The sequence below is a fragment of the Butyricicoccus pullicaecorum genome (assembly GCF_002160355.1).
Classification (GTDB): domain Bacteria; phylum Bacillota; class Clostridia; order Oscillospirales; family Butyricicoccaceae; genus Butyricicoccus; species Butyricicoccus pullicaecorum.
Genome location: NZ_NFKK01000012.1, coordinates 1 through 23,789, shown reverse-complemented (window position 1 = coordinate 23,789; position 23,789 = coordinate 1). Strand labels below are relative to the sequence as shown.

The window sequence follows — 23,789 nt, the reverse complement described above, 5'->3', positions numbered from 1 at the left end:
ATCTGGTTATATCGTTTTCACTTTTCTTGTATCTTTATATCTTATTTGCATGACTTTTCCTTTTTTCTCCCAATCCCCTCGGTACTCGCACAGATTGCCGTTCTTGCCCCGTGCATACTTTATCGGCATTCAAAAATGCACAGGATTTCCCGAATTTTTTGATCTCTTGTAAATATTTTTGAAAAAGCATGTGCACCGCACAGAATCTATGGTATACTGAAAACAGTTCTGTCAGCGCACTCTTGGTACAGTGCGCTTTTTACTGAAGCAACAAGGAAGTGATCCAGTATGGGAAAGCGTCCCACCATTCAGATGGTCGCCGATCGCGCCGGCGTTTCTCGCGGTACGGTCGACCGTGTCCTCAACAATCGCTCTTATGTCAAAGCCGAAGTGCGTACCCGCATCCTGGCTGCTATGCAGGAACTCGGCTATGTTTCCCCGCGCGATGCGCACCAGCGTGTGCTCAGTGAATCGCGTTTTTCTCCCATCCGTCTGGGTGTCATTTTACCCAACTGGCCGGATGATCATTTTAGAAATGAAGTGCAGCGCGGTATCCAGACTGCGCGCGCTGAACTGACCGACTTTCACGTCGATGTCATGCTCTGCCACTGTCAGACCGACATTCCCGGCGAGGTCATCGAACTGCTCGACCAACTGGTCGCAGACGGTGCGCAGGGCATCGCTATGTGCGCCATCGCCAACATCGCCATCGAGGCCAAAATCGACCAGCTGGCGACACAAGGCATTCCGACCATCACCTTTAACTCCGATCTTCCGAACAGCAAACGCCTGTGCTTTATCGGTCAGGACTACCGCCGCAGCGGTCGCATTGCCGCCGAACTGATGAGCAAGTGCATCGACCCCAAGGGCAAAATTCTGGCTGCGGTCGGCAATCTGGAATTTGACGGTCACCGCACCCGTTTGGACGGATTCTGTGAGCGCATGCATGAATTGGGATTTGATAACGGTCAGATTGAAATTGTCGAGACCTTCAACGATTACCACACCACCTACCGCAAGGTGCTCGAATCCCTCAGCCGCTGCCCCGATCTATCTGCCATCTACATGGCCAATCAGAGCGTTGCCGGCTGCACCGAAGCCATTCACGCCGCCACGTCCAAAGCACGTATCCGGGTCATCTGTCACGATATCTCGGAGAGCACCAAGCGTTTGCTGCGCAGCGGCGACGTAGACCTTGCCATCTCGCAGGACATCTACCAGCAGGGCTATTTGCCGCTCATTCTGCTGCGTGACTTGCTTCAAAAAGGCAAATCTCCCGCGGCTCAGCAGCCCGGTTCCAACATCTCGATTTTCTGCGCAGAAAATTTATAATAACCTCGACCAACAAAAGACCCCCGGACGGTATCCATGTCCGGGGGCTTTTTCAGGCAGAAAAAACAGCCGTGCGCAAATTGCCGCGACGGCTGTTTTGGGAATCTTACAAATCACTTTGCAAGCAAAGTGCAGTGCATTTTGTAGGTCTTCTGACTCACGCTTTCAGAGCGGTTATTGCCGCTCAACGTCTTAGTACCGCAGCCTTCCCAGTTTCCCAGTGACCGGTTTTCACCTTTTCAGCGGTACGGACTCGCGCTTCAGCAGCGATAAGCTGTGGGGTACGTCCCTCTTCCCTTGTTTAGCCTCTGCCGTTCGCACACCTGCGGTGTGTCAGCCCGACAGCGGCCACAAAAGTAAAACTTATATGGTTTACGATGCGCAGATCGCAAGTGCTGCATCCGCTGCGCTTGCTGCGTCCGGGGTGTAGCAGTCTGCACCGATGGAATCGCAGAATGCCTGGGTGATCGGCGCGCCGCCAATCATGATCTTGACCTTGCCGTTGAGCTCAGATGCCTTAACTGCCTCAACAACCTCACGCATCTCGGTCATGGTGGTGGTCAGCAGAGCCGAGCATGCAATGATGTTCGCGTTATTCTCACGCGCTGCGTCCAGATACTTTTCAACCGGTACGTCAACGCCCAGATCGATGACCTTCAGGCCCTTGCCTTCCATCATCATGCGAACCAGGTTCTTGCCGATATCATGCAGGTCACCCTTGACCGTACCGATGACAACCGTGCCCTTCTCCTCAACGCCTTCGGTTACCAGGTAAGGACGGAGCAGCTCGATGCCCTTGGTCATTGCACGTGCTGCAATCAGAACCTCAGGAACGAAAACTTCGTTGTTCTTGAACTTCTGGCCGATGATGTTCATGCCATCGAGCAGACCCTTTTCCAGGATATCGCCTGCCGGAATGCCTTCGTCGAGAGCCTGCTGTACGCAAGCCTTTACCTTCGGTGCACGTCCCTGCTGCAGCCAGGAGCTGATATCAGTCAAAATAGCGCTCATAATTATATTCTCCCTTTCACAATCTTATCGTTTGGATTCCCTTTTCAGGCGCGTGCAACTCCAGCGCACAGCGGATGCACTTTCCGCTCGGCTGTCTGCGCTGCCGCCCCGATCTGTTGTATGTATCATACCAGTCCCCTGTCTTTTTTTCTTGAACTCATTTGCGCTTTTTTGTACTATCTTATCACTTTTCACAGGAGTGCCTTTCAAAATTCATGCGTTCTTGGGCAAGTATACAGTGCCCGCTCACCGTAAGGTTCTTTGCATTTTATTGAAATTCACATTGCATATCACAAAAAAATCTGCTATATTGAAAAAAATTAAACTGTCTTCCCCAGGAGGTTTCTGAGCATGGACTTCCAGCAACAATGCCTGCACTACTGCAATTTTGTGCAAACGCTGACGGGTACACACTGTACCCTCATCCGCATCCCGGACGGCTCTTTTTGCAGCGAGCCCTTCCGCACAGTCTGTGACAATTATCAGTGCAACGCCTCGCACACCCACCTGTACGGTGCATACGAGGCCGAGCGCTGGGACGGAAAATATATTTATTACTGTCCGCGCGGTCTGGTGTTTATCGCCACCATGGTGCACGATCCCGACAACCAGGGCGATCTGTGCATGATCACCGGCCCCATCGTTATGGCGAACTCACTTGATGACCCGTACGAGGACAACATCCTCTCGCTGGAAAACGTCGAGGGTATCCCGCGCATGACTACCCAGCAGACTCGTGCGCTGAGCGAACTGCTGCGCGCCGCCGTCGGCTATCTCAGTCAGGAAGACCGTGCGCCGAACGTTGACTCCGGCCGTCAGGCGCAGCTGCTCAACACCATGTACGATCTCTATTCCTCGGCTGAGGCGGCAGAATACCCCATCGACAGCGAGCGACAGCTCCAGCAGAGCATCCGCGCCGGAGACAAGGAAGGCTCTCAGCGACTGCTCAACGTGCTCTTGTCCGGCCTGTATCTGGCCTGCGGCAACGATCTGGCCAAGATCAAACAGCATGTGCACTCCCTGCTTGTGCTGATGTCCCGCGCAGCTATCGACGGTGGTGCCGATGTCAACGATATCTTCCGTCTGAGCCAGTCTTATGAACCGGAAATTGAAAAACTGCGCAATCTGGAAGAATTGAACCGCTGGCTGAGCATGGTACTGCACCGTTTTATCAACTTTGTCTTCGACTTCAACGACATCAAGCACCACAACGTCATCTACCAGACTACCGCCTACATCAAAGAAAATCTGGCCGAAAAACTGACACTTGAAGATGCCGCCGAGCATGTATCTCTGTCCAAGTCCTACTTCTGCCGCATTCTCAAGGATGAGCTGGGCTACACCTTCACCGAGTACGTCAACCATCTGCGCGTCGAACGCGCCAAGCTCTACCTGCGCGACAGCACCATGTCCATTGCAGATATCGCCTACGCAGTCGGTTTTGACGATCAAAGTTATTTTACCCGTATTTTCAAAAAGCTGACCAACGTCTCACCCGGTCAGTACAGAAAGAGCAAAAAGTAAATCTTTTGGACTGTCAGAAAGTAAACAAAACCGCTCCTTTTTCGGAGCGGTTTTTTCATTGCATCATGCCTCGGTCTCGTCGATCTTGACCGCGCAAATTTTCTTGTTGGAATAATCGGCCTGCACCCGTTCGCCCGGATGGCAAACCAAAAAGCGTTCTTCATCCCACGGACCATGCAGCAGCGCCTCAAAATAGCCCATTTCTCCCGGCTCTTCAAAGTACGTCCAGCCGAAGTCCTGCGCCGCCTGTTTGGTGTACGCCTCGTATTCGGGATAGCGCCGCAGCGGACAGGTGATGTATCCACAGCTCTCATACCCGTGCATCCATGAATTGGTGCTTTCCATCAGAAAATCGGCATTTTCCTCGCCGTACAGTTCGGCATACTGCGCACGCTGGACACGATAATTTTCGGTCGACGGCGTAAACGCCTGCTCAATCCAGCCCGGATTATACCAGTAAATGCCCTTGTGTTCGGCAAACAGCTTGCGGTATCGGTCAGCCGAGCCCAAAAAGAGTGAAATGCAGTCGTCACAGCGTGGAATGACCAGCGGAAGCGAGCGCGGACGCAGACCGACCACACCGTTCGAGCACAGACCGTATCCCAGACAGATGACCTCAAAGCGCTGGTTCTCGCGCAGCATCTCATTTTCCCGCTCGATCTCGTCAATGATGCGCTGCAGCTCATGGCGCAAAATGTCCGGTGTGTCGTGCAGTCCCTGCCGCAGCCACCAGGTACGGATCGGGTTCTGACTCTCGCTGACCAGATGGCTGATTTCCCGGTTCATCACCATACAGCCGATAAATGCCGTTCTCATCGTTCCTTTCTCTCCCTCTTGTCCGGTTTTGCCTCCATTATACGCACGACTTCGCCCGCTGGCAAGCAATTTTTTCACGCTTCCAGGCATTTTTTCATTTTTGTACTTTCTTGCCATTCTATCCAAAATTCTGCGCAAATTGTCCTATACAGTGGGCGCACACACAGCTATACTGAAATTAGTTATCTGTATCTGAAAACGGGAAGGGGCAAACGTATTATGCGTATCGGCATTGGCATCGACACCGGCGGCACCTCGACCGATGCCGTCCTGATCGATCTGGACACCCGCGCCATTTTGGACACTTCCAAGGCGCTGACCACCCATTACGACCTGATGGCCGGCATTTTGAACGCACTCGATGGACTCAATCCCGAATTGTGCCGCAAAGCCGAGCTTGCCGGTCTGTCCACCACCCTCGCAACCAACGCCTGTGTCGAGTCCAAGGCGCGCAAATCCCGTCTGCTGCTGCTCGGCATCGATCATCAGGGCATCGCGCGCAACGGCGCCCGGTTTGGACTCAATGACCCGGATGACATCCGCTATCTGCCCTGCCGCACCACCATCCGCGGTGAAGTACTCGAAGAGCCCGACTGGTCTGTCCTGCGCCAGCACGCCAGAGAGTGGTTTTCTGACGTGGAAGCGGTCGCCGTGTGCGAAATTTTTGCCGTGCGCAACGAGGGTATTGTGGAAAAGAAGGCCGCACAGATCATCGAGGAGGAAACCGGCCTGCCGGTCGTGGTTTCCAGCACCCTGTTCGGTGACCTGTCCAGTCTGGAACGCGCAGCCAGCGCACTGCTCAACGCCGGACTCATCCCCATCACCCGTGATTTTCTAAACGCTGCCAAGCAGGCGTTCCGCGCCCACGGAATCTCCGCCGAGCTCATGGTCGTGCGCTCGGACAGCAGCCTGATGAGCTGTCCCTTTGCGATGAACCACGCGGTCGAAACCCTGTTATCCGGCCCTGCCGCCTCGGCACTTGGCGGCAGCACACTGGTTGGAGTCGATCAGGCCATTATCGTCGACATGGGCGGCACCACGACCGATATCGCACTGATTGACAACCGTCTGCCCATTCTGTGCGAAGACGGTATCCGCGTTGGAGACTGGAAAACGCTGGTGCACGGTCTATTCTCGACCTCCTTTGCACTCGGCGGCGACAGCGTTATCCGCTGGCGGTTCGACGCCCTCACCATCGGCCCCGAGCGCGTCATTCCGCTCTGTCGACTGGCGGTACAGTATCCCGAGATTGTGCAGACGCTGCGCGACCAGATTCGTGCAACGCCCACCCACTCGCTTCCCATGCACGAGTTCCTGACCCTCGGGCGCACCGACTGGGAGACCATCCCCATGACACCGGAAGAAGAACGGCTGTGTCGCGCACTCACACGGGGCCCGCTCAGCATCCAACAAGCGGCAAACCTGCTGCATCTGGACAAGTATTTGCTGGACACGTCGGCACTGGAACAGTCGGGTGCCATCGTGCGCGCTGGACTGACTCCCACGGACGTAATGCACGTGCGCGGAGACTTCACCGCATACGACACCGAATGCGCGCGTCTGGCAGTTTCCTTTGCCGCGGCTTCGCTGGATTTGCAGCCCGAAACGCTGTACCGTCGGGTATATACCGAGATCGAGCGCCGCATTTTTCTGGGTGTCTCGCAGATGCTGCTCGAACATACCCACCCGTATTTCCGCAAAAACGGTCTGGACGAGGGCATCAAGGCCGTTTTGGAACTGCAATGGAACGAGCGACACAAAGAACCGTCTGGCCTGCTGCATCTCGGGTGTTCCACTCCGGCCACCCTCATCGGCATTGGCGGCCCCATCCACCTGTTCCTCAAAGCCGCAGCGGACGCGCTGCATGCCCCCTGCGTCATTCCCGCCCATGCTTCCACCGCAAACGCGGTCGGTGCAGTCACCGGACAAATCACCGCAACGGTATCCGGTGAAGTCCGCGTGCACGCCCGCTCGGCTGAAACATCCGAATTTCAGGTCATCATTCCCGGTCTGGCGACCCGCTGGTTTGCCCAGGCTGAGGATGCAGTCGCTTACTGCAAATCCTGTCTGCGCACACAGGCCGAACAGAATGTGCGCGCACAGGGCGCAGTGGGTGAACTCCGGGTGACCTTCCATACGACCGACAACTGCTATGACGGCACCAAGTTGTCGACCCACCTCTCGGCAACCGCAAGCACCTACGTACATCCCGAAGCAAAGGAGGATAACGCCGACTGACGGCGTTTTGACCCATCATGCCTACCATCACCATTTTAACGGCAAACCGTGAAATTCACACCCAGGCACCGATCGGAACGCTGCTGTCCGCTGTGCTTCAGTCGGAATTACCGTCTTTCGCGCTGCCCTGTGCAGGCAACCACACCTGCGGCAAATGCCGCGTACAGATCTCCGGCCAGGTCTCCGAACCTGACGCACATGAGTTAGCGTTCCTGTCTGCCGATGACCGCACAAACGGCATTCGACTGGCTTGTTCCTGCCGGATTTCCGGTGATGTGACGGTCACTGTACATACGGCTGGGCCGTCCAAGATTCTGGCTTGGAATGAAATTCCAACGTTCACACGCACCGAGACCGGTTACGGCATTGCGGTGGATATCGGCACGACCACCGTCGCCATGCAGCTGTTTGACCGTACCTCGGGCACCGTACTGGCCGAGCAGCTGGCCGAAAACGCCCAGCGCAGCCACGGTGCAGATGTGATCTCGCGTATTGAAGCCTGCAAGACAGCCGGATTGGATACGCTATCCACGCTCATCCGCGATCAGCTCGAGCAGATGGCACAGCGCTGCTTGACCGAAGCCGGTATCTCGCACATTGACGAGGCGGTCGTGACCGGCAACAGCACCATGCTCTATCTGTACGAGGGCATTGACCCGTCGGCACTGGCCGTCGTTCCCTTCACCATGTCCACCTTCTTCGGCTCGATCAGCCGTCACACACTCGCCGGTGCACCGGTCTATCTGCCTCGCTGCATTGGCGCTTATGTCGGTGCGGATATCACCTGTTCCATTCTGGCTTCCGATATGCTGCATGAGGACGGGGTACAACTCATGACCGACATCGGCACCAACGGCGAAATGGCGCTGTACAAGGACGGCAAGCTGCTGTGCTGTGCCACGGCAGCCGGACCTGCATTCGAGGGTGCCGGACTGAGCTGCGGCATGCCTGCCGCACCGGGTGCCATCCGCACGGTCGAGTTATCGGACAATCAGGTGACCTACACAACGGTCGGCGACCGTCCGGCGGTCGGCATCTGCGGTTCGGGCATTCTGGATGCCCTGCGCGTCATGCTCGAGCAGGAAACCATCGACGATACCGGCTATCTGGAAACCGAAGATGAGGAAAGCTACACCATCGGTAACAGCACGGTGTCCATCACCCAAAAGGACGTCCGGCAAATCCAGCTTGCCAAATCCGCCATCTGTGCCGGACTGCTCACGCTCATGCAGGAGAGCGGCATTACCGCCGATGAAGTCGCTCGTTTCCACGTCGCGGGTGGTTTTGGCAGCAGTATCAACTATGACTCAGCGGCAGCCATCGGCCTGTTCCCGGCGGCACTAACCCACAAGACGCACTTCATCGGAAACGGTGCACTCGGCGGCGCAGCCATGCTGCTGATGAACCGCGAACTGCGCACGATCAGCGAACGCATGGCACAGGAAGCCTGCGAACTGTCGCTGTCGGCCAGCCCGGTCTTTATGGACGCGTATGTCGACTGCATGTCCTTTATGGAATTTTAATTACATCATAAAACACAAGAAAACCGCTCCCAAACGAGAGCGGTTTTCTTGTGTCTGCTGTCTGAAAAAAGACAGGTATGAACATACGCCTTTGACAGCGTTGTTCGGCTGATTTTCATTCTGCATGCAGTCATGCAGGGTTGGTCAAAGGTGACCTTACAGGCCGTCTTCCTCCAGAATATCGTCCAGATCTTCCAGATACGGGGTATCGCAGCACAGCTCGACCGGTGCCTTCTTGGCATAGATGCCGACCGATGCCGCAGACTTTGCGATGGGCTGCATGGTGCCTGCACCAGCGACGCAGCCGCCCGGGCAAGCCATGCCTTCGAGCAGGTAGCCGTTATACTTGCCTGCCTTGGCCATCATCATCATCTTCTTGCACTCTGCCAGGCCCTGTGCGCTTGCAACCTTGATGTCGCAGGTGGGCTCCAGCTTCTTCATGCTATTGACAACTGCCTTTGCAACGCCGCCGCTGACCGCAAAGTTACGGCCGTCGGTGCTTGCCTTGGACAGTGCTTCTTCTGCTTCAATGGACTCCAGATCAATGTTCTTGGCATTGAACAGACCCATCATTTCCTCAAACGTCAGGACATAATCAATGTCGCTGCGTACCGAACGGCGGCGTGCTTCCAGCTTCTTTGCCGCGCAGGGTCCGATAAATACGATCTTAGCCTCGGGATGACGCTTCTTGATCATACGGCCGGTCAGTACCATGGGTGTCAGTGCCATGGAGATGCACTCCTTGTACTCCGGGAACTCCTGCTTTGCCATCATCGACCATGCCGGGCAGCAGGAAGTTGCCATAAACGGAATCTTCTCCGGAACATGATCAAGGAAGTCGATGGCTTCCTGGGTTGCACACAGGTCAGCGCCAACCGCAACCTCGATGACATTGGCAAAGCCCAGTGCCTTCATTGCTGCGCGCAGCTTCTCCGGGGTAACCTTGGGGCCGAACTGACCGACAAATGCCGGTGCAACAGCCGCGTAAACCTTCTCGCCCTTCTTGATGGCCTGGATAACCTGGAAGATCTGTGCCTTGTCAGCGATTGCGCCGAACGGGCAATTAACCAGACACATACCGCAGGATACGCACTTGTCATAGTTGATCTCTGCGCAGCCGTTCTCGTCCGAATGGATTGCATTCACGCCGCAAGCCTTCGCGCACGGACGCTCCTGCTTGATAATTGCATTATACGGGCATGCCTCCTGGCAGCGGCCGCACTTGATGCACTTCTCCTGATCGATGACCGAGCGGCCATTGATGATGTGGATGGCATCCTTGGGGCAAACCTGGGTGCAGGGATGCGCCAGACAGCCCTGACAGCCCTCGGTGACTACGATCTGCTTCTCCGGGCAGGCATGGCAGGCAAACTTAATGATGTTGATGAGCGGCGGCTCATAGTACTGCTCCTCGGTCGAGCACTTTTCGATGCCCTCCGAGATCGGCTTGTCAGCCGCAGCGGTGCGCACCGGCATACCCATTGCCAGACGCAGGCGCTCGCCTACAATCGCACGCTCCAAGAAAATGCTGTCGCGGTAAGATGCACGCTCACCGGGCAGGATCTGGTAGGGCAGCCCCTCCATGGTCTTTGCATAATCGTCGCTCTCATACGCCATACGCGCAATTTCGGTATAAACGCGGCGACGAATCTCGTTAATGCTGGTATAAACTCCGCGCATACAGAGACTCCTTTCACGATTCCTCAATATTCTTTCAATCTCGCTCTCATAGTATAATAGTTTTCCAACATTTTATCAATCCCTTTCTCATATCTTACCCATTATTTACCGGTAATTTGACCAAGTTTGCCAACATTTTTGTCTTTTTCGTTACAGCTGTCCGTTGTCATTTTGCATACAATTTCAGGAAAGCAAAAGACCTGCCAATTTTGGCAGGTCCTGATCGTTTTTCTGTCCATCTTATATGGTACTTTGTCCGCGCTTGAAGGACAATAACGTCTGTACGTCCTTGCGTCGCGGTGCCGGCGGCGTCTCGTCCGGGTAGCCCAGGGCAATCAGCGCCATGAGTTCCTGATCTGCGGGAATGTTTAAAAAGCGCTCGAGCGCCGGACGGTCGAACACACCCATGATGACCGTTCCCAGTCCCATATCGTGCGCGGCAAGGCACAGGGTCTGTGCGGCGATGCCGCAATCGTAATACTGCCATCCCGGGCCGCGATCGGTCGAAAAAGAGCCGTCCCGCTCGTATCCCGAACGCGACTTGACAAAGGTCTGTGCGAGCAGCACCGAGCACTGATCGATGATGCGCGCGTTATAGTCGGGTACATACTGACAGATTTGCGCGCGGTCCTCAGGCTCTATGACGGCCAGATAACGGCTCACCTGGGTATTCTTCCACGAAGGCGCGAAGGCGGCAAGCGATACCACCTGCTCGACGGTCTCGGGTGCGACCGGCTCATTGGTAAATTTACGCACGCTGCGGCGGGTTAAAATACAGTCCTGGGTATTCATAAAAACGATCACCTCTTTTCTTTTATCATAGGGTTTTACCCGAAAAAAGTCAACAAACAGGGTGTATAAGTTCATCAAATCTTCATAAACTATCCCATTCCCGTCCTTGTCCTTCCCGATTGCACGGTCTGTATTTGACAAGGCGGCACATCCGTGTTAGAGTGGACTTACAAATTTTTCCGGTATGCCGGAATCCGAAAGCGAGGAATCCCTATGCCCAAAACCGTTCCCGCCCGTGCGGAGGTCGATCCGCAGTTTCAATGGGCGCTGACCGATATTTTCCCCTCTGATGAAGCCTGGAGCTCCTGCTACGCCGAGGCACAGTCCATGCTGGACAAGCTACGCGGCTTTGAGGGTCATCTGTCCGACTCCGCCGACACCCTGCTCGAATATCTGCGCTTTGGCGATACGCTCAGCGAAAAGCTGGACGCGCTCGGTAACTACGCGCAGCGCAAGAGCGATGAGGACACGAGAAACGCAGTCTATCAGGAGATGACCGCAAAATTCACCAATCTGGCTGTCGCAGTCGGTCAGGCCGACGCATTTTCCACGCCCGAACTGCTCGCCATCCCGGACGAGACGCTGGACAGCTTCTATCAGGCTGCGTCTGGTCTGTCGCACTACCGTCTGGTACTTGACCGCGTCCGCCGTCAAAAGCCGCACACGCTGTCGCGCGAGTGCGAAGCACTGCTGGCCGCTGCCGGTCAGCTCGGACAGTGCCCGGACGATATCTTTTCCATGCTCAACGATGCCGATATGACCTTCCCGGACGCTGTGGACAGTCAGGGACAGTCCCATCCGGTCACCCACGGCACCTTCGTTCCCCTGCTCCAGTCTCCCGACCGCGTACTGCGTGAAAATGCCTTCCATTCGCTGTACAGCGTGTATGGCCAGTACCGCAACACCTCGGCCGCCGTGCTCAGCGCACAGATGAAGCAGCTGCAATTCTTCGCCGATGCACGCCGCTACGACTCTGCCCTGCACGCCGCCCTGGACGGCACCGAAGTACCGGTCGAGATCTATCACAATCTGATTTCCGCTGTCCGCGACGGTCTGCCCGCCATGCACCGCTATGTGCGTCTGCGCAAAAAGCTGCTGGGCGTGGACGAGCTGCACTTCTACGATCTGTACACCTCGATCGTTGCCGATCAGGATGTCGAGGTCGATTACGAAGAGGCCAAGCAGACCGCGCTGGAAGCACTTGCTCCGCTCGGCAACGAATACCGTGCTATGCTGGAAGAAGGCTTTGCAAACCACTGGATCGATGTATACGAAAATCAGGGCAAGCGCTCGGGCGCGTACTCTGCCGGCCCTTACGGCACCCATCCGTACGTTCTGTTAAACTACACCGATACCTTAAACGATGTCTTTACGCTCGTGCATGAGATGGGACATGCGCTGCACTCCTATCTGTCCAACAAGCACCAGTCGGTCACCTATGCAAACTATGTGATCTTTGTCGCTGAAGTGGCCTCGACCTGCAATGAGTCGCTGCTCATGCAGCATTTGCTGAACAAGACCCAGGACAAGCGCCGCCGCGCTTATTTGGTCAACTACTTCCTCGAACAGTTCCGCGGTACGCTGTACCGTCAGACCATGTTCGCAGAGTTTGAGCTGTGGTGCATCGAGCAGACCCGTCAGGGCATCCCGCTGACCGCAGAATCGCTGTCGGCCAAGTACCAGCAGCTCAACCGTGATTACTACGGCGAAGACATCGTGCTCGATCCCGAAATCGCACTGGAATGGGCACGCATTCCGCATTTCTATTACAACTTCTATGTCTACCAGTATGCGACCGGCTATGCGGCAGCCATCGCGCTGTCTCAGCGCATCCTCAAAGAGGGTGCACCCGCTGTGAAGGATTACCTGTCCTTCCTGTCCAAGGGCTGCTCGGCCGATCCGGTCACTCTGCTGCGCGGCGCAGGCGTGGATATGGCTTCCCCCGAACCGGTTGCCGCTGCGCTTAAGTTGTTCGATTCTCTGGTCACCGAACTGGAGACTCTGCTGCAAGACTAAACATCCGTCAAAAAAAGACCGCTCTTTCAGAGCGGTCTTTTCGTTTATTCTTTCCATTCGTCCCACCAGGCGTTAAACGGCCCAGTGTAATTGGTCTTAAAACCGGTCAGACTGCGGGTGCAGATCTTCTGCCAGCCGCCCGGCGTGTCTCCCAGATTGGAGAACACCAGAATGCCGCGTCCGCGCAGCCATTCAATATCCTCGCGCTCAAGCGCTTCGATGTTGAGGCCAACTTCGAACAACTTCATCGACGGAATCTTTTCCTTCCATTCGGGCGTCAGACGGCGAATGTTTGCGCCCAGCTTGACACCTTCGGGCAAGCGATTGTGTCGGGCATAATCCTGAATTTCGTCGATCAGCTCGGGTTCTCCCGAAAATACAATGCAGTCGCTGCGTCCGGAAAAACCTTCGAGCAGTGCGCACAGTTCGGGCATCATTCCCGGTGCCTTGTACTCAATTTCCAAAATCACACGGCGGGTCAGCTGCTCCATCCACTCAAACAGGTCGGACAGACGCATCAGCTTGGCCATACGCGGATCTTTCTGCCGTTCGATCTCATACGGATGATCGGGGTCCTGTCCCAGCTGGCGCGCAACGTCCACCGCTTCGTGCTCCTCCATGCCCTCATCCTTCCAGTTATCCATCAGGTGATTGGCATAAGGCAGTTCAAGCGCTTCCAGCTCCGCCCAGGTACAGTCCCGCACCGCACGGGTGCAGGGATGGTCCGAACCACAGGTCAGACGCTCCAGGGTCTCGTCGTGATGAATGACGATCACCCCGTCCCGGGTCATACGGATATCGATTTCCAGTCCTTCAATTCCGCCGTGATAGGCCGCGCGAAAGGCTTCGAGCGTATTTTCCGGAGCAGCCTGACTGATGCCGCGATGCGCCATGCGCCAGGGGCCGGTATACTGCTTTCTCATAGTACTCGTCTTCTCCTTCTCAAACACGGCAAGGTGCGCCGCACGTCTTTTCAGCTTCACTATACTGCGCCCTTTAGAGAATGTCAACAAAAATTTGGTTAAATTTGCTAATTTTACCCTGACTTTTTCCCGTGCATTTGGATATGACTTTGTTTCTTTCGCTTCATCATGCACTTATAACATACCCGGAATTTGGAAGAAATCGGCATGGGTGCATGGCAAACCTGGCAGCTTTTACCCTTTTGGGACAACTCTCGCACCAGAAGTTCGTTGATTTGCAGCGCAGTATTCTCTTTTTCGGTGCGCAGCCAGTCCAGATCGACCGGCTGACGAAATGCGCGGCAGAACGAATAGTACAGATCGAGCATCTGGCTGTATAATTCCAGCCCGTCGAGCGAGCTCTTGCCCCGCCGCGGCCATTCGATCTCCCGTCCTTCCAGGTACTGACCACAGTACAGCAGGAAATAGTCCATCAATTCCTCTTCCCGCTCGTCAAACGGAATGGTCGCAGCCCGCAGGGATTGTTCCTTGTCCAGCGCAAGCCCACAGTCTTGCAAGGTCTTTAAAATAAAGATGTATCGGTCGATGGGCATTTTTTTATACGGCTCGATTGCTGGGATGCTGTTCCACACCTGCAAAACTTCGAGCAGGTCGTGATCGACACGCAGAACCAGATCGGAAAAGCCCAGCATGGCCTGCTTGATCGGTTCAACCGGTGCGGAAAGGCCCTGCCAGATGGTCTCGCTGTCGATGGTCGCGGTCACAAAGCCCTCATCATATACACCAAACCGTCCGGCACGTCCGCCAATCTGGCGGATTTCCTCCGGGCGCAGTGCGCGATTATGCAAGCCGTCAAACTTGCGGTCACGGGTGAAGATAACACGTCGGATGGGCAGGTTCAGTCCCATGCCGATGGCATCGGTCGCCACCAGCACGCGGGTCTCACCGCGTAAAAAGCGTTCCATCTGCAACTTACGCGTCGCATACGGCAGTGCACCATAAATAATCGAGGCCGGTACGCCGATCTGGCGCAGCTGCTCGGCCAATAACAGCACGTTGCGCTTGGAAAACGCGATGAACGCATCGCCGTCCTGCACATCTTCCAAAGTGATCGGCTGATCGACCAGAATCAAGTCACACTTGCGTCCGTGGTGCTCGATCTCATAGGATTCCCCGCAGCTCTCAATCAGCCGGACGATGATGTCCAGTCCTTCGGGTGCGGTGCACAGGTGGATCTCCCGGGCACAGCAGCCCAAGATCGCACGCGTCCATGCAAAACCACGCTCGCGATCCGCGATCATCTGGCATTCGTCCACGACTGCTACGTCATACACGCGATGCGGGTCGAGTTTTTCCACCGTAGATGCAATGTGCGTCGCACCCGGTCGGATGTCCTCCTCTTCGCCGGTCAGCATACTGCAATTCACGCCGCGTTCCAGCATAGACTCCTGCACCTCGAGTGCCAGCAGGCGCAGCGGTGCTAAATAAACACCACTCTCGGCCTGTGCCAGACGGTTCAGGCTCTCGTATGTCTTGCCCGTATTGGTTCCGCCGACATGAATGACAAACCGGCGCTGCATCATACGCGCTTCGGGATACTCGTCCTTGGGATCGACCGTGATGAGGTCGGACAGCTGGCTGCGAATCATAGCCGGGATAAAGTCGACCAGATAAATCTGGTACAGCGAGCTGTCCATGAGCTTACGCACCGGGAAATCGGGCAGCGCTAAAATCTGCTCGGCCGGAACCGGCTCGCCGCGCTGGGCGTACTCATATAAAATAACCGCCGCCACGCGTACCAGCGCCGCTGTGTACCCCTTTTGCAGCAAATGATGTAAGCTGCGCTCGCGCTTGGTCTCTCCCCGTCCGAGCCACGGCGCACAGGATGCCAGAAGCTGCGGATTTTTGAGGTAACGGCTGTGCCGCACATCGGCTCCGGTCATCTCCATGACCGTGCGCAGACCGTCCTGTGCCTCGGCAATCGATCGCACCGGCTGTGTGTCATACAGTGCGCTCAAGATGGCCTGATGCAGACGGCGTACCAGCAGAATTGCCGTGCGGTCACCCTCGGTCATGGTTTCCAGTGCCTGCGCATCAAAGGCCTGCTCCAATGCCAGACCGCCCAGAAATGCCCGGTTCTGCCGCTGTAATTCCTGCGCTCTGCGCCGCTCGGCACGGCCTGCACGCCGTCCGGCGACGCGCTCCAGCTGCGCCCGGATATCCGGTCGGTTTTCCAGCCGCATGACGTCCTCGAGCGACCACAGCCGCACGGCCTTGGGACTGTTCTTATGATGCGGATTTATGCCCCGTGTCGGTGCGGGCAGGCGCTTGATGATCGGGTCAGTCCAACCGCGTTCATACAGGTCGCTCACGGTCAGCCACTGGGCTTCATTGGGGTCAAGCATGAAAGGCCTCCAAGATTTCAAAATTTCTGTCTCAATTAGCTGTAATTATGTACAGCTGCTCCCGGCTATTATACCATTTCTATCCTTCAAGGACAAGGCTTGCCCTCTGTTCTCCCTTCACGCACGCAAAACCTCTACCTAGTGAATGTATTGTATGTGCTTTCTCTGTTTGGGACAGCTTATCCCACCCCCTCGGTTACACATTTAACTGTTTTTATCATCTGCCCAGTCCTATTTTTTGAGACAAAAAAAGAAGAAACCACCCCTTTTGGTTTCTTCCTGCGCGGTCATAGCATCGCCTGTTCTGTAATCCAGTCATAGATGATATCTCGGAAATGGATCGCAGCGACTCGATTCTGATTGAGTTTGCACACGATTTTCTCGGCATCTGCGCGTCTTACCGTTACATCAGACAGCATATCGAGCAGACAGCCGTTTTTCAGCATCGCAATGCCGAATGTGTGTGTCCGATCCTCCGGCACGGGGACAGACTCAATCACAGCGAAGCAGGGATACATAAACGCTTCCCCCTTTCTGCTCCTATTGTAGCACGCAGCCACCATATGCTGTGTCACTTTTTGTCGATATACACATGATGTTTTACTATATTTCCTGCTTTTCCCTACAAGATTTGCGGGAAAATATCGGCAAAATCCATAAGATATGAGAGATTTTTCTCATTTTGCGCGCAATACGGATACTGGTAAAATGTGCGTAAAAACGCAAAAAGCGCCTGCGCAGAATGCGCGGGCGCTTTCAAATGAATCAACATTAGATGGCACGGGTAACCTTGCCGGAGCGGAGGCACCGAGTACATACGTTGATATGGCGGGGAGTACCGTCGACCAGAGCCTTAACACGACGAACGTTCGGCTTCCAAGTTCTGTTAGAACGTCTGTGGGAGTGGGAAACCTTGATACCAAAGGTCACGCCCTTGCCGCAAATATCGCACTTTGCCATTTTTCCTGCACCTCCTTATCTAAAAGGCATTGAGTAACGGATATTATATTAGCACAAGTCCGGCATAAATGCAAGCCTTTCTTTCAATTTATTTTAAAAAAACAAAAAAACTTTTCACCGTTTTCATGCAGCCATTGAAAAGCCTGTATCGCTCCGTTATAATAAAGGTATCTTACTCGCGTACGGTAGGAGGATTCGAAAACATGCAATTAAAAGAATTTGGTGTATGCCTTGGCGACCTGATCCAGGAATTTGATTTCGAGGTCGTCTACGGCCCGGAAAACTTTGAACACGTCGAGATCACCAAGACCGACGTCAGCCGTCCGGCGCTTCAGCTGGCAGGTTTCTTTGACTACTTTGACCCCAACCGTATCCAGATCATGGGTAAGGTTGAAAACACCTTTGTGGAAAAGATGACCCATGAAGAACGTGCGCTGTGCTTTGACAAGCTGTTCGGCTCTGGCATCCCGGTTATGATCATTTCCCGCAACATGGATGTCTTCCCCGAGTGCCTCGCAGCCGCTCAGAAGTACAACGTACCGCTGCTGCGCACCAACGAGTTTACGTCCACCATCGTCAACGCACTCGTGGCTTCCCTTAAGGTATCCCTCGCGCCGCGCATCACCCTGCACGGCGTTCTGGTCGAGATCTACGGCGAAGGCGTTCTGCTGCTCGGTGACTCCGGTGTCGGTAAGTCCGAGACCGCGATCGAGCTGGTCAAGCGCGGTCACCGTCTGATCGCTGACGATGCCGTCGAGATTAAGCGCGTGTCGGACAAGACTCTGGTCGGCACCTCGCCCGATGTCATCCGCTACTTTATCGAGCTGCGCGGTATCGGCATCGTCGATGTGCGCCGCATCTTTGGTGTCGGTTCGGTCAAGCTGACCGAAAAGGTCGAGCTGGTCATCAATCTGGAACCCTGGGAGGAAGGCAAGCAGTATGATCGCCTGGGCCTCGAGGGTCAGACCACCAGCATTTTGGACATCACTGTTCCCTCTCTGACCATTCCTGTTCGCCCCGGCCGTAACCTCGCCGTCATCATTGAGGTCGCTGCAATGAACGACCGCTATAAGAAGATGGGCTACAACGCGGCCAAGGACTTGCAGGAGCGCATGCTCAAGTCTTTCGGCGGCAACTAATGAATTTCCGAGAAAGGCAGGGCTTCCCCCTGCCTTTTTTCCCACGCTCCGGCAGGCAAAACCACCGGAATTTGACAAAATATTTGACTGGAGGAATCCTGAATTATGATGAGACTCGGCATTGACCTCGGCGGTACCAACACGGTTGTTGGCCTGTGCACCCTGGACGGTGTACTGATGGATAAAATTTCTGCTCCCACCAAGACCGGCGATCCGGACGGCTTGTGTGCGGTCATGCACGACCTGTGCCGCGATCTGTGCGACAAGCACAACATTCCTTATTCCGAGATCGAGCAGATCGGCATTGGTCTGCCCGGTACGCTCGTCAAGGCAACCTGCACGCTGACCTTCGGCACCAATCTCGGCATGTCCAACGTCTGCTTCGCGCATGCATTTGAACCCGAATTCAACTGCCCGGTCAACATCGACAACGATGCAAACTGTGCTGCACTGGGCGAGTTCTACGGCGGCGCAGGCCGCGGCACCCGCAACCTGCTGATGGTCACGCTGGGCACCGGCGTAGGCGGCGGTATCGTTCTCGAGGGCAAGCTGTACACCGGCCGCGAGGACATCGCAGGCGAGATCGGCCACATGGTCATCGTCCCGAACGGTGCACCCTGCAACTGCGGCCGTCACGGCTGCCTGGAGACCTACGCGTCTGCAACCGGTCTAATTCGTCTGGCACGCGAAGCAATGGAGCAGTGCCCCGACACCTGCCTGCACGCCATGGTACAGGAAAACGGCGGCAAGCTGACTGCTAAGATGGTCTGTGATGCACGCGATGCCGGCGACGCACTGGCCGACCGCGTATTCAATGATTACTGCGACTATCTGGCCTGCGGTCTGACCAACCTTATCAACGTATTCCAGCCCGATGCCATCGTCATCGGCGGCGGTGTTGCCGGATACGGTGAAAAGCTGCTCATGCCGCTGCGCGAGCGCGTCCATGCACAGCAGTTCAAGATCGCTCCCGAAGGTACGCCCATCGTTGCAGCAACCCTCGGCAACGATGCCGGTATCATCGGCGCAGCCCTCCTCTAATCGCTTATTTTTGTAAAAACCTGCCAAAATCCAACATATTCCGGTGTTTTTCTTGATTTTCCGCCGCTTGTTTGTTATAATTAACTTTAGTATTCGCATTCACCCCCGGACGAAAAAAGGAAGACGCATCTATGAAACGATTGGTTGCAGGCATTCTGACGGCAGCACTGCTCACTTCGGCCGCAGGCGCTGTCTCATACGACCCGGAAGCCGCAGGTACATCTGCTCCTACTGCCACGGCAGTCAGCGAGACCGTGAGCGAGTCCGTCATGGCCGCTTCTCTTACTGCATATCCGGCTACCATGACTGTCATGCTTGACGGCAAGCAGGTCAAGCCGGTGGGTTACAACATCAACGGCAACAACTATTATAAGCTGCGTGATATCGCCCTCATCCTCAACGGTACGACCGCTCAGTTCGGCGTGACCTGGGACAAGAGCACCCGTTCCATGAACCTCACACCCGGCAGCAGCTATGAAGCCGTCGGTGGTGAGCTCGGCGCGATCCCGACCAAGAACGCGACCGCACAGACATGCAGTGAAACCGTTCTGATCAACGGCATCAAGGCCTCTTTGACCGCCTACAACGTCGACGGCTACAACTACTTTAAGCTGGTCGATCTGGGCGATGCGCTGGGCTTCGATGTCGGCTATGAATCCCAAACGCGCACGGTCGTCATCACAACCCCGACCGTAGAACAGCCGACTCCGGAAACACCCGAAGAGACCCCTGAAGAACCCGAAACGCCGGCAGAACCGGAACCGACTCCCACCCCCACAGCTATCGATGGCAAGCTCAAGATCTGGATCGATCCCGGTCATGGCGGCGCCGACTCGGGCAATGTTGCAACTTCGGCTATCCCCTTCGATGACTATTGGGGCGTACACCACGATGGCAACACCAAGATCTACGAGAAGGACTTTACCCTTGCTGTCTCGCTCATGCTGCGCGACAAGCTGGAAGCGGCCGGTGTTGAGGTACGCATGACACGTGAGGATGACTCGACGGTAGACGCAACGACCCGTAAGCAGCTGTTCAGCACCGAAGGCGGCGGGTACGACATGATTTTCAGCGTTCATCAGAACGGTTATTCTACGTCCACCCCCAAGGGTGCCGAGCTGCTCATTCAGGTTGCCTACGAGAACGGCGGTGCAGGACAAGAGTTTGGCGATCTGCTCAAGCAGGAGTACACCAGCTTGGGTCAGGATTGGAGACGCTTTGTCTTCCAGCGCAGCAGCAGCGATCCCTCTAAGGACTATTACTTCGTCCTGCGTGCAGCTCAGGAAGGCGGCGCACTGGCATTTATCAGTGAGTTCTGCTTTATGAGCAATCCGGACGACCAGCTGTGGCTTCTGTATACCGAGAACCTGGACAAGCAGGCTACTGCACAGTACAATGCGATCATGAAGTATTTCGAGACCCATCCGTACTGATTTTGAAATCCTACGCAAAGGAAGTTTATGTTACATGGAATCGATAATTGAACAGGCAATCGCCCGCCATCACAAGGGCTACAACTGTGCTCAGGCCATTGTCTGCACCTACGCTGACCTGTTCGGCGTAGACGAGCAGACCGCTTACAAGATGAGCGAAGCATTCGGCTTTGGCATGGGCATGATGGAAGTTTGCGGTGCACTGACCGGCGGTCTGATGCTGGCAGGTCTTCAGAACAGCGCCGGTGTAGAAACGCCGGGTTCTACCAAGGCCGCAACCTACAAGATTGACCGCATGTTGGGAGAAGCCTTTTCAGAGGCAACCGGCTCGCTGCTGTGCTCCGAGCTCAAAGGCCGCGATACGGGCAAGCCGCTGTGCTCGTGCGACGACTGCATCCGCCATGCTGCACGTATCATCGAAGAAAAGCTGCTCGCTGATGCGCAGTAAAATATTCTGCATGTCAAAAACGGTCATCCATTCGGATGACCGTTTCTTTTACCCAATCTCTTACCGCGATCGCAGCATTCTATTTTGCCCATGCTGCGCATAAGATATGCAATTCGGGAGGGATTTTCTATGATTGTAACTGCCATTTACGGCACAGAACATGTGGGCAGCACCGTACACCTCGCGCGCATGGCGATTGAGACCTTACAGCCGGATGAGGTGCATGAGTTTTTTCTGCCCCGTGACTTTCATCATGTCTGCACCGGCTGTAACGCCTGTTTCTTTGCTCCAGTTCCCTGCTGTGCACCTGCTCACGCACAAATTGCCCCCATACTGGATGCCATCGACCGAGCCGACGTGCTCATCCTTGCATCTCCTGTCTACGTCTATCACGTCACCGGCACAATGAAATCCTTTTTGGATCACTTTGGATGCCGCTGGATGCTGCACCGTCCCACCCCATCCATGTTCACCAAACGAGCGCTTCTGCTGACAACAGCCGCAGGCGGCGGCATGCGCCGTACCTTGCAGGATTTGCAGGACAGCATGAATTTCTGGGGTGTGGGCCGCGTAGTGCGCTTAGGCAGAGCTGTTCACGCACTGACTTGGGATTCGGTCTCCCCTGCCACACGCTCACGTCTGGAGCGTGATGTGCAAAAGGCCTGTCGTCGCCTGCGCGTCGATCGTCCCGTCAAACCTCGCCTGTATGTGCGCCTGATGTTTGGCTTCTTTCGTCGTCTACTGCCGCGCATGAATACTGCGACCGATCTGCAATACTGGGAGGTGCAAGGCTGGTTTTCCGGCCACAAACCCTGGTAAACATAAAAAAGACCGCATGACAACATGCGGTCTTTTCTCTTATTCCTTTTCAAATACGCATACAACCATCTTGACAAAGCACTCCTTGAGCAGCGGCAGCTTGGCCAGCGGTGCCAGGAAGCCACGCAGCGGCACTTCACGATAATATACCTGCTTCATTCCTGCACTTGCACGTAAGCCGTCAAAACGCTTAATGGTCATGTGATTGATGTAGGAGAAATACTCCTTGCCCTGCGCATTGGTCGAAATGCGGAAGTTAATGCGATCATCACCGTCCGGAACCGTCTTGCACAACTCCTTGTAAGCGGCAACCAGCGTGTCCTCAGAAAAGAACATGTGCACCCACGGAATTGCGATCAGATCGGACAGATGCGCACCAAACGGATGATAGTACGGCGGGAAGTTTACATACAGCCGTCCACCAGGCTTGAGCACACGGCGTACCTCTGCCAGTACCAGATCGGGACGGTCTACATGCTCCATTGCATCATTCATGATAATCGTATCGAAGCTGTTGTCCGGGAAACCGGTATTGGCTGCATCGCCAACCACGAAGGTAAAGCGATCTGCATACCCAAGCTGCTCCGCCAGCGCCTCAGCTTCCTCTTTGTAGTGCGCTACAATGTCCATGCCTACGATCTTTTTGACACCCTGCGAGGCATAGTACATGGTCTTACCACCTGCGCCGCAGCCGACATCCAATACGGTTTTATCCGCAAACATCTCCTCTGTCGTGTAGCGCTCGGTGTAGAACGCAATGGTATTTCCGCCGCGCTCATACTGCCACATTGCATAGCTTTCTTTGCCTTCGTTCTGTAAATTAAACGGATGTACCGGCAACGGGAACAGTCGGTTGAGCGCCAAAAGGAATTTTGTCATCATAATACCTGTCAACTCCTGTATCGAATCCTCTTAATCACGCTCTATTATAAAGCAAAATGCAAAAAATTGCAACCAAAAGTCAGAAAGTATCTATTTCAGCATTTTCCAACGAGCTTTCTTAATAAAGTTTCGATCAAACCTTTTCAAAGGTTTGCGGGTTCCCAGGGCAGAGCCCTGAGTCGCGTCCCGCAGGACGCGAAATCCCCTTTTGATTTTCGCGTCCCCCGCGAGGGAAAATCAACTAAACTCTCGTTCAAAGCGCCGCCCGCAGGCGGCGAGAATCTTTGCGCGCTAAGCGCGCTCATGAAAAACGCCTAAAGCGTTTTTCACATAGCGGCTAACGCCGCTACCGCTACCGTTTCATTTCCCGATCAGTCGGGAGGACTGGAAACTCTCCTTGAAAGGAGAACGAAGGCCAAAGGATGGACAACCTACGGTTTTCCACCCTTTGGGAACCCGTTTTCCCTTGTTATCCGGGTTACTGCGTACTGCCGACAGGGTGGGAATGTACGAGCTCCTCACGGCGGGTGCAAGCCGTCCGGCGCTCCCGTTTATGCTAGGACTACGTTGTAAATGTGAACTTTATGGAACCTTACGGAAATAGAAAATGTCCCGGTGGGACGTTTTTCCGTAAGGCTGTGACCGACTTGTTCGGTCAAGCCATGAACAGAGAATAATTTTATCTAAAATCCTATATGACTTTTTCAGATAAAACAAAAAGCAGTCTATACAGACTGCTTTTCAGTGTGCGCGTCGAGTTATCTTCCCGGGCCGTCGCCAGCCAAGTATTGTCACCGTAAATGAGCT

At 54.9% G+C, this 23,789-nt stretch carries 19 protein-coding genes; 10 read left to right on the top strand and 9 right to left on the bottom strand.

The features are described from left to right. Positions 1–288: 288 nt before the first annotated feature. Positions 289–1,332, top strand: a complete 1,044-nt coding sequence (locus tag B5F17_RS10060) for a LacI family DNA-binding transcriptional regulator (RefSeq protein ID WP_087373537.1) — start codon at positions 289–291, stop codon at positions 1,330–1,332. A 372-nt stretch (positions 1,333–1,704) separates the two neighbouring features. Here B5F17_RS10060 and B5F17_RS10055 read toward each other — a convergent pair whose 3' ends face one another. Then, complete coding sequence (locus B5F17_RS10055) at positions 1,705–2,343, bottom strand: cobalamin B12-binding domain-containing protein (protein WP_016146248.1); 639 nt, start codon at positions 2,341–2,343, stop codon at positions 1,705–1,707. A 351-nt stretch (positions 2,344–2,694) separates the two neighbouring features. Between B5F17_RS10055 and B5F17_RS10050 the strand changes: the two genes are divergently transcribed. Continuing rightward, entirely contained in the window at positions 2,695–3,867 is a 1,173-nt protein-coding gene (locus tag B5F17_RS10050; RefSeq protein WP_087373535.1) for a helix-turn-helix domain-containing protein, read from the top strand. A 63-nt stretch (positions 3,868–3,930) separates the two neighbouring features. Here B5F17_RS10050 and B5F17_RS10045 read toward each other — a convergent pair whose 3' ends face one another. After that, positions 3,931–4,683 carry a DUF1638 domain-containing protein gene (locus B5F17_RS10045; RefSeq protein ID WP_016146246.1) on the bottom strand — a complete coding sequence of 251 codons (753 nt, stop codon included), beginning with the start codon at positions 4,681–4,683 and terminating at the stop codon, positions 3,931–3,933. A gap of 219 nt (positions 4,684–4,902) precedes the next feature. On the opposite strand from B5F17_RS10045, the gene B5F17_RS10040 reads away from it, so the two are divergent. Together B5F17_RS10040 and B5F17_RS10035 are read left to right on the top strand one after the other, a co-directional pair. Beyond that, a complete protein-coding gene (locus B5F17_RS10040; RefSeq protein WP_162608148.1) occupies positions 4,903–6,921 on the top strand; it encodes a hydantoinase/oxoprolinase family protein in 2,019 nt (672 codons plus the stop codon). A 17-nt stretch (positions 6,922–6,938) separates the two neighbouring features. Further along, complete coding sequence (locus tag B5F17_RS10035; protein ID WP_087373532.1) at positions 6,939–8,444, top strand: ASKHA domain-containing protein; 1,506 nt, start codon at positions 6,939–6,941, stop codon at positions 8,442–8,444. 156 nt (positions 8,445–8,600) lie between these two features. Here B5F17_RS10035 and B5F17_RS10030 read toward each other — a convergent pair whose 3' ends face one another. Together B5F17_RS10030 and B5F17_RS10025 are read right to left on the bottom strand one after the other, a co-directional pair. After that, entirely contained in the window at positions 8,601–10,124 is a 1,524-nt protein-coding gene (locus B5F17_RS10030; protein ID WP_087373531.1) for a 4Fe-4S dicluster domain-containing protein, read from the bottom strand. 240 nt (positions 10,125–10,364) lie between these two features. Beyond that, positions 10,365–10,916: a nitroreductase family protein gene (locus B5F17_RS10025; RefSeq protein ID WP_040332444.1), complete on the bottom strand. Its 552-nt coding sequence runs from the start codon at positions 10,914–10,916 to the stop codon at positions 10,365–10,367. 213 nt (positions 10,917–11,129) lie between these two features. On the opposite strand from B5F17_RS10025, the gene pepF reads away from it, so the two are divergent. Then, on the top strand, positions 11,130–12,932 hold the full coding sequence (gene pepF / locus B5F17_RS10020) for an oligoendopeptidase F (RefSeq protein WP_087373529.1): 1,803 nt from the start codon (positions 11,130–11,132) through the stop codon (positions 12,930–12,932). 44 nt (positions 12,933–12,976) lie between these two features. Here the strand turns inward: pepF and B5F17_RS10015 are convergent, their stop codons facing one another. From B5F17_RS10015 to rpmB, 4 genes are all read right to left on the bottom strand, one after another. Then, a complete protein-coding gene (locus B5F17_RS10015) occupies positions 12,977–13,855 on the bottom strand; it encodes a glycerophosphodiester phosphodiesterase (RefSeq protein ID WP_016146240.1) in 879 nt (292 codons plus the stop codon). A 113-nt stretch (positions 13,856–13,968) separates the two neighbouring features. After that, positions 13,969–16,260 (bottom strand): helicase-related protein, encoded by a 2,292-nt coding sequence (locus tag B5F17_RS10010; protein ID WP_087373527.1) that lies wholly within the window; start codon positions 16,258–16,260, stop codon positions 13,969–13,971. Positions 16,261–16,547: 287 nt separating this feature from the next. After that, entirely contained in the window at positions 16,548–16,778 is a 231-nt protein-coding gene (locus tag B5F17_RS10005) for a DUF6514 family protein (protein WP_016146238.1), read from the bottom strand. 253 nt (positions 16,779–17,031) lie between these two features. Continuing rightward, complete coding sequence (gene rpmB, locus B5F17_RS10000) at positions 17,032–17,220, bottom strand: 50S ribosomal protein L28 (RefSeq protein ID WP_016146237.1); 189 nt, start codon at positions 17,218–17,220, stop codon at positions 17,032–17,034. A 203-nt stretch (positions 17,221–17,423) separates the two neighbouring features. Between rpmB and hprK the strand changes: the two genes are divergently transcribed. The 5 genes from hprK (at position 17,424) to B5F17_RS09975 (ending at position 22,100) form a co-directional block, all read left to right on the top strand. Beyond that, positions 17,424–18,359, top strand: coding sequence for an HPr(Ser) kinase/phosphatase (gene hprK / locus B5F17_RS09995; protein ID WP_016146236.1), 936 nt, complete (start codon positions 17,424–17,426; stop codon positions 18,357–18,359). Between the two features lie 105 nt (positions 18,360–18,464). After that, positions 18,465–19,400, top strand: a complete 936-nt coding sequence (locus tag B5F17_RS09990; protein WP_016146235.1) for an ROK family protein — start codon at positions 18,465–18,467, stop codon at positions 19,398–19,400. 131 nt (positions 19,401–19,531) lie between these two features. Continuing rightward, complete coding sequence (locus B5F17_RS09985; RefSeq protein ID WP_087373526.1) at positions 19,532–20,833, top strand: N-acetylmuramoyl-L-alanine amidase; 1,302 nt, start codon at positions 19,532–19,534, stop codon at positions 20,831–20,833. Positions 20,834–20,867: 34 nt separating this feature from the next. Then, positions 20,868–21,281, top strand: a complete 414-nt coding sequence (locus tag B5F17_RS09980) for a C-GCAxxG-C-C family protein (RefSeq protein WP_087373524.1) — start codon at positions 20,868–20,870, stop codon at positions 21,279–21,281. A gap of 129 nt (positions 21,282–21,410) precedes the next feature. Further along, complete coding sequence (locus B5F17_RS09975; RefSeq protein WP_162608147.1) at positions 21,411–22,100, top strand: flavodoxin family protein; 690 nt, start codon at positions 21,411–21,413, stop codon at positions 22,098–22,100. A 39-nt stretch (positions 22,101–22,139) separates the two neighbouring features. Here B5F17_RS09975 and B5F17_RS09970 read toward each other — a convergent pair whose 3' ends face one another. Next, positions 22,140–22,982: a class I SAM-dependent methyltransferase gene (locus B5F17_RS09970; protein ID WP_087373520.1), complete on the bottom strand. Its 843-nt coding sequence runs from the start codon at positions 22,980–22,982 to the stop codon at positions 22,140–22,142. Between the last annotated feature and the right edge of the window lie 807 nt (positions 22,983–23,789).

What these genes read in the sequence shown, in the direction of transcription:
- rpmB (WP_016146237.1), bottom strand. Translation starts at nt 17,220, where the DNA reads ATGGCAAAGTGCGATATTTGCGGCAAGGGCGTGACCTTTGGTATCAAG.
- B5F17_RS09970 (WP_087373520.1), bottom strand. Translation starts at nt 22,982, where the DNA reads ATGATGACAAAATTCCTTTTGGCGCTCAACCGACTGTTCCCGTTGCCG.
- B5F17_RS10060 (WP_087373537.1), top strand. Translation starts at nt 289, where the DNA reads ATGGGAAAGCGTCCCACCATTCAGATGGTCGCCGATCGCGCCGGCGTT.
- pepF (WP_087373529.1), top strand. Translation starts at nt 11,130, where the DNA reads ATGCCCAAAACCGTTCCCGCCCGTGCGGAGGTCGATCCGCAGTTTCAA.
- B5F17_RS10045 (WP_016146246.1), bottom strand. Translation starts at nt 4,683, where the DNA reads ATGAGAACGGCATTTATCGGCTGTATGGTGATGAACCGGGAAATCAGC.
- B5F17_RS10015 (WP_016146240.1), bottom strand. Translation starts at nt 13,855, where the DNA reads ATGAGAAAGCAGTATACCGGCCCCTGGCGCATGGCGCATCGCGGCATC.
- B5F17_RS09975 (WP_162608147.1), top strand. Translation starts at nt 21,411, where the DNA reads ATGATTGTAACTGCCATTTACGGCACAGAACATGTGGGCAGCACCGTA.
- B5F17_RS10030 (WP_087373531.1), bottom strand. Translation starts at nt 10,124, where the DNA reads ATGCGCGGAGTTTATACCAGCATTAACGAGATTCGTCGCCGCGTTTAT.
- B5F17_RS10050 (WP_087373535.1), top strand. Translation starts at nt 2,695, where the DNA reads ATGGACTTCCAGCAACAATGCCTGCACTACTGCAATTTTGTGCAAACG.
- B5F17_RS10035 (WP_087373532.1), top strand. Translation starts at nt 6,939, where the DNA reads ATGCCTACCATCACCATTTTAACGGCAAACCGTGAAATTCACACCCAG.
- B5F17_RS10040 (WP_162608148.1), top strand. Translation starts at nt 4,903, where the DNA reads ATGCGTATCGGCATTGGCATCGACACCGGCGGCACCTCGACCGATGCC.
- hprK (WP_016146236.1), top strand. Translation starts at nt 17,424, where the DNA reads ATGCAATTAAAAGAATTTGGTGTATGCCTTGGCGACCTGATCCAGGAA.
- B5F17_RS10025 (WP_040332444.1), bottom strand. Translation starts at nt 10,916, where the DNA reads ATGAATACCCAGGACTGTATTTTAACCCGCCGCAGCGTGCGTAAATTT.
- B5F17_RS10005 (WP_016146238.1), bottom strand. Translation starts at nt 16,778, where the DNA reads ATGTATCCCTGCTTCGCTGTGATTGAGTCTGTCCCCGTGCCGGAGGAT.
- B5F17_RS10055 (WP_016146248.1), bottom strand. Translation starts at nt 2,343, where the DNA reads ATGAGCGCTATTTTGACTGATATCAGCTCCTGGCTGCAGCAGGGACGT.
- B5F17_RS09980 (WP_087373524.1), top strand. Translation starts at nt 20,868, where the DNA reads ATGGAATCGATAATTGAACAGGCAATCGCCCGCCATCACAAGGGCTAC.
- B5F17_RS09985 (WP_087373526.1), top strand. Translation starts at nt 19,532, where the DNA reads ATGAAACGATTGGTTGCAGGCATTCTGACGGCAGCACTGCTCACTTCG.
- B5F17_RS09990 (WP_016146235.1), top strand. Translation starts at nt 18,465, where the DNA reads ATGATGAGACTCGGCATTGACCTCGGCGGTACCAACACGGTTGTTGGC.
- B5F17_RS10010 (WP_087373527.1), bottom strand. Translation starts at nt 16,260, where the DNA reads ATGCTTGACCCCAATGAAGCCCAGTGGCTGACCGTGAGCGACCTGTAT.